Here is a 5,016-nt window from a genome sequence, read left to right as displayed (position 1 = left end):
GGCATCATGCCTTGCTGTGACGTGATCAACCGGGGCGTCGCCCTGTATGACGACCTGGTGATCTTCGGCACGCTGGACGCCAAGCTGGTCGCGCTGAACAAGGACACCGGCAAGGTCGTCTGGAAAAAGACCGTGGCCGACTACAAGGCCGGCTACTCCATCTCCGCCGCGCCGATGGTGGTAAAAGGCAAACTGATCACTGGCCTGGCCGGCGGTGAGTTCGGTGTTGTAGGCATGATTCAGGCGTTCGATCCCAAGAATGGCGAACTGCTGTGGACCCGTCCGACCGTCGAAGGTCATATGGGCTACGTGATGAAGGACGGCAAAAAGGTCGAGAATGGCATTTCGGGCGGCGAAGCCGGCAAGACCTGGCCAGGCGACCTGTGGAAGACCGGCGGTGCAGCGCCTTGGCTGGGAGGCTACTACGATGCCGACACCGACTCGCTGCTGTTCGGCACGGGTAACCCGTCGCCTTGGAACTCGCACCTGCGCCCCGGTGACAACCTCTATTCCTCATCGCGCCTGGCGCTCGACCCCGATGACGGCTCGATCAAATGGCATTTCCAGTCCACGCCACATGACGGCTGGGACTATGACGGCGTGAACGAGCTGATCTCCTTCGATTACCAGGAAAACGGCAAGACCGTCAAAGCAGCCGGTACCGCGGACCGCAACGGCTTCTTCTACGTACTGGATCGCACCAACGGCAAGTTCATCCGCGGCTTCCCGTTCGTGGACAAGATCACCTGGGCCAAGGGTCTGGACAAAGATGGCCGTCCGATCTACGACGACGCCAACCGTCCCGGCGGCAAGAACTGGATGCCGATGGCGTACAGCCAGGACACTGGCTTGTTCTATGTGCCGTCCAACGAGTGGGCGATGGACATCTGGAACGAAGGCGTCGCTTACAAAAAGGGCGCGGCCTATCTGGGTGCCGGCTTCACCATCCATCCGCTGAACGAGGACTACATTGGCGTACTGCGCGCCATTGATCCGAAATCCGGCAAGGAAGTCTGGCGTTACGAGAACTACGCACCGCTATGGGGTGGTGTTCTGGCCACCAAGGGTAATCTGGTGTTCACCGGCAACCCGGAAGGCTACCTGATGGCGTTCAATGCCAAGACCGGTGAGAAGGTTTACGAGTTCAACACCGGCTCCGGCGTGATCGGCTCTCCGGTCACCTGGGAAATGGACGGAGAACAGTACGTATCGGTGCTTTCCGGCTGGGGTGGTGCAGTCCCATTGTGGGGCGGCGAGGTTGCCAAGCGCGTCAAGGACTTCAACCAGGGCGGCATGGTCTGGACCTTCAAACTGCCGAAGGAACAGGTCGTAGCCAAGCGTTGATCTAAGACTCCAAACGAAGGGCCGGCTGCTATAGCCGGCCCTTTGCGTTTACGGAGCCATCGCCTGACTACAAGGCCGATACTGGAGCATCGGCCAGCCATTTGAGGGGATGCGCCTTCAACGGCACAGGCACGGCACGCTATCGCCAGGTATCGAGCGACGAACGATAGCGCTTCATTCCCGTGGGGCCCGCAGCAAGCGGTGAGCCAGCCAGGGGCCTTGATGCAGCAATGCCGCATGGACCTGTACCAGCTGCGCGCCGGCATTCAAGCGCGCCTGAAGATCGGCGGCGCTCTGAATTCCTCCAACCGACATCAGCGTAAGTCCCTCACCGCAGAAGCTGTGCAGATGCTCGATCTGCTCGCAGGCCTGCGCCTGTTGACGCTGGTTCTGCCAGTCGCGGTAGCGCTGACGCGTTGAAGGAGGTCCGGGATCATGAGCGGCGAGCAGGCCATCAAAGCCTAGTTCCAGCAGCAGGCCTGCGAGCGAAAACGGAATTTGCGCTGGCAGGCAGCGTAGCTTGGCAACCAACGGAACCCGGCGGCCGCCCGCTTGGTCCAGTTGCTGCTGTTGATGGCGAAGCGCGGTGAGCAATTGGAGCAAGCGCGCGTTCTGTCGTAACAGCGATGCACTGGCCGGCCCGATCAGGTTAAGTACCAGGTAATCGGCATGCGGCCAGGCGTTACACAGCATGGCGCACGCTTCGGCCGTTGATTGCGTTGCGTCCAAGGTCAGGTTGATGCCAAGGCGCGCGTCACCGTGGTGTGCAGGCGCCAGGCTGGCAACCTGATCGAAGGCCAGGCTGCCGATTTCATTGAAGCCGAAACCCAATGCAGCAACCCGACGACCGAGCCGGCCGTTGCGGTCGAAGCCGGCTGCGATGCCCAATGGCGAGGAGAAATGCAGGCCCATCGCCGTTACCGGGCGGTTGATCGCACGGGTGGGCATGTGGCATGCGATATCGACGAGACCCAGTGCGAGTCGCTGTGCCAAGCGCTTGCGCAGGGCGTCAAGGTCGATCTTTTCAGCCATGGATGCGTTCGAACCGGGTCATGAAGTCCACCAGTCGATCCACGCCTGCCAGCGGCATGGCGTTGTACAAACTGGCGCGAATGCCGCCTACGGCAGCGTGCCCAGCGAGATGATGCAGGCCGCTACGCTCGGCTTCGCTAAGGAACGCCGATAACAGGCGAGGATCGCGGAACTCGAAACAGACGTTCACCTTCGAGCGATCCGCGACGGGCTGCCGGCAGCAATATAGGCCGCTGTGATCAATGCAGGCGTATAGGCGCCGGCTTTTTCGCTCCGTCGCTGCCGCCATCGCGGCGAGGCCGCCCTGATGTTTGATCCAGCGCAGCATCAGGTTGGCGACGTACAGGGCGAAGGTCGGCGGAGTATTGAAGCGGCTCTGTTGCTCGGCCTGTATCGCATAACTCAACGCCGAGGGCAGCGAAGGCCGCGGCGGTTGCAGCAGGTCGTCGCGCACGATCAGCAGGCACAGCCCGGCGACACCAAGATTTTTCTGCGCGCTGGCATAGATCAGGCCGAAGCGCTCGACCGGGATCGACCGGGTAAGGAAATCCGACGTCATGTCGGCAACCAGTGGCACCGACAGCTCCGGGAAGTGCGGTAGTTGCAGGCCGTTACCGGTTTCGTTACTGGTGATATGGCAGTAGCCGGCGTTCGGGTCGAACTGCCAATCTTCAGTGGCCGGTAGCGCGGTGAAATTCTGTGTCGAGCCACTGGCGATGACACTGACAGGGGCGTGTCGACGGGCCTCGACGATCGCCTTACGCGCCCAGTGGCCACTTTCCAGATAGTCGGCGCTCTGCCCGGGCCGCAGCAGGTTGAGCGGCACAAGGCCGAACTGCGCCGAGGCACCACCTTGCACAAACAGCACCCGGTAGTTTTGCGGAATCGACAGCAGCGTGCGCAAATCCTGTTCGGTCTCGGCCATCAGCTGTTTGAATGCGGAGCTTGTGAACGGCTGCTCAAGCATCGAGAAGCCACTGCGATTCCAGTCCGGCATTTCGTCCTGGATCTGCGCCAATACCGCGCCCGGCAGCATCGCCGGGCCAGCGGCAAAACTGTAGCGCTCGGACTCAGAAGAGATGCAGGCCATGACCACCGCTTGCCATCAAGAACAGGAGGGGAAAGGACAGGATGGTATTGCTGCGTGAGGAGAGAAAGGTGATCCGCGAGCAGCGTACCCGCTCCTCCAATGTCGCAGGTATGAAGCCGAGCAGCTTCTTCTGATGCGGCCAGAGCACCAACCAGAGGTTGAGCAGCATCAGCGTGCCAATCCAGGCGCCTAGGCCGATCACCGCCAGCGGCCCCTGCAATAGCAGCGCATCGGCCAGCCAGCCGCGCTGCCACAGCATGAACATGCCAGACACCCAGACCACGACCGAGGCGTAGCGGAAGATGCCATGCTCACGCTTCATCCGCGCTTCAAGGTCGCGATTGAGCGTGGCGGCGTCGATGCCGTTCTGCAGCGGCACGAAGCGCGGGTTCTGGATGAAATTGGCGTAGTTGTGGCCGACCCAGACCAGCGCGAACAGCAGATGCGCATAGCGAGCCAGCACATCGAGCACAGGCAGTTGCATCGGCGCCTCCTAGATCAGCACGCGCAGCAGCAGGTAGCAGCCGAGTGTCAGCGCGAGCCCTGCGCTAACGGTGCCACCAAACGAGTCATGGGGTAGTTTCAAGGTCCACCCCCTGGCTGGCCTGACGAGCGATCAGCGTGCCTTGCGGGCGGGTGGCATCCTGCGCCAACTCCACGGCCTGGCGAATCAGCTGGTGATGGGGTGATTTGCTGCACGCCGGGTCAGTGTTTGCACCGTTGCCGGTCAGCAGCAGCGCCTGGCAGCGACAGCCGCCGAAATCCTTTTCTTTTTCGTCACAGCTGCGGCAAGGCTCGGGCATCCAGGCATCGCCGCGGTAGAGGTTGAATACCGGCGAGTCGTGCCAGATCTGCTCCAGCCGTTGCTGACGCACGTTGGGAAAGGCGAGGTCCTTGAAGTTGGCCGCCTGGGAGCAGGGCAGCACGTTGCCGTTCGGCGCGATGGTGACGTGTATGGCGCCCCAGCCATTCATGCACGCCTTGGGCCTGCCTTCGAAATAGTCGGGGATGACAAAGAAGATGGTCAGGCGGTCACCGAAACGCTTGCGTGCCGCTTGCACCTCGCTTTCGGCTTTCTGCAATTCTGCATGGGTCGGCATCAATGCATCACGGTTGAGCAGCGCCCAGTTGTAGTACTGCACGTTCGCCAGTTCGAGGTACTCGACCCCCAGCTCGACGGCGAATTCGATGATGTCCGGGATTTGACTGATGTTCTGCCGGGTAATAGGGACGTTGAGCACCATGGGAAACTCCATGGACTTGATCAAGCGCGCCATCTTTATCTTGCGCTCCCACGCATCGACGCCAGCCAGCTGACGTGCCACATCACGGTCGGTCGACTGAAAGCCGAGCTGGATGTGGCGCAGCCCTGCATCTTTCAGAGCGCGCAGCCGCGCTTGGGTCAGCCCGATGCCAGAGGTGATCAGATTGGTGTAGTAGCCCATGCCATCGGCCTCGGCGACCAACGTTTCTAGGTCCTTGCGCAGCGTCGGCTCGCCGCCGGAAAAGCCGATCTGCATCGCACCCATGGCGCGGGCCTGGGCCATCAC

At 61.6% G+C, this 5,016-nt stretch carries 5 protein-coding genes; 1 reads left to right on the top strand and 4 read right to left on the bottom strand.

Annotation, left to right across the window (positions count from 1 at the left end):
- Nucleotides 1-1,344 (top strand): PQQ-dependent dehydrogenase, methanol/ethanol family (locus ACN0TS_RS19200; RefSeq protein WP_417260908.1); only part of this gene is annotated, 1,344 nt, incomplete at its 5' end.
- Nucleotides 1,345-1,518: 174 nt separating this feature from the next.
- Here ACN0TS_RS19200 and ACN0TS_RS19195 read toward each other — a convergent pair.
- From ACN0TS_RS19195 to pqqE, 4 genes are all read right to left on the bottom strand, one after another.
- Nucleotides 1,519-2,376, bottom strand: a complete 858-nt coding sequence (locus tag ACN0TS_RS19195) for a hypothetical protein (protein ID WP_417260907.1) — start codon at nt 2,374-2,376, stop codon at nt 1,519-1,521.
- Nucleotides 2,369-3,466: a 3-phosphoserine/phosphohydroxythreonine transaminase gene (serC, locus tag ACN0TS_RS19190; RefSeq protein ID WP_417260906.1), complete on the bottom strand. Its 1,098-nt coding sequence runs from the start codon at nt 3,464-3,466 to the stop codon at nt 2,369-2,371. The genes ACN0TS_RS19195 and serC overlap by 8 nt, the downstream gene beginning before the upstream one ends.
- Nucleotides 3,447-3,950, bottom strand: a complete 504-nt coding sequence (locus tag ACN0TS_RS19185; protein WP_417260905.1) for a urate hydroxylase PuuD — start codon at nt 3,948-3,950, stop codon at nt 3,447-3,449. Before ACN0TS_RS19185 ends, serC begins: the two co-directional genes overlap by 20 nt.
- Nucleotides 3,951-4,035: 85 nt before the next feature.
- The coding region (pqqE, locus tag ACN0TS_RS19180; RefSeq protein ID WP_417260904.1) for a pyrroloquinoline quinone biosynthesis protein PqqE at nt 4,036-5,016 on the bottom strand (981 nt) is incomplete at its 5' end.

This window comes from Celeribacter sp. (genome assembly GCF_048266405.1).
Classification (GTDB): domain Bacteria; phylum Pseudomonadota; class Alphaproteobacteria; order Rhodobacterales; family Rhodobacteraceae; genus Celeribacter.
Note: the sequence above shows the minus strand (reverse complement) of the source record. Positions and strands in the feature narration are given on the sequence as shown.

Coding starts and splice junctions, on each gene's coding strand:
- ACN0TS_RS19195 (WP_417260907.1), bottom strand. CDS start 2,376: ATGGCTGAAAAGATCGACCTTGACGCCCTGCGCAAGCGCTTGGCACAG.
- serC (WP_417260906.1), bottom strand. CDS start 3,466: ATGGCCTGCATCTCTTCTGAGTCCGAGCGCTACAGTTTTGCCGCTGGC.
- ACN0TS_RS19185 (WP_417260905.1), bottom strand. CDS start 3,950: ATGCAACTGCCTGTGCTCGATGTGCTGGCTCGCTATGCGCATCTGCTG.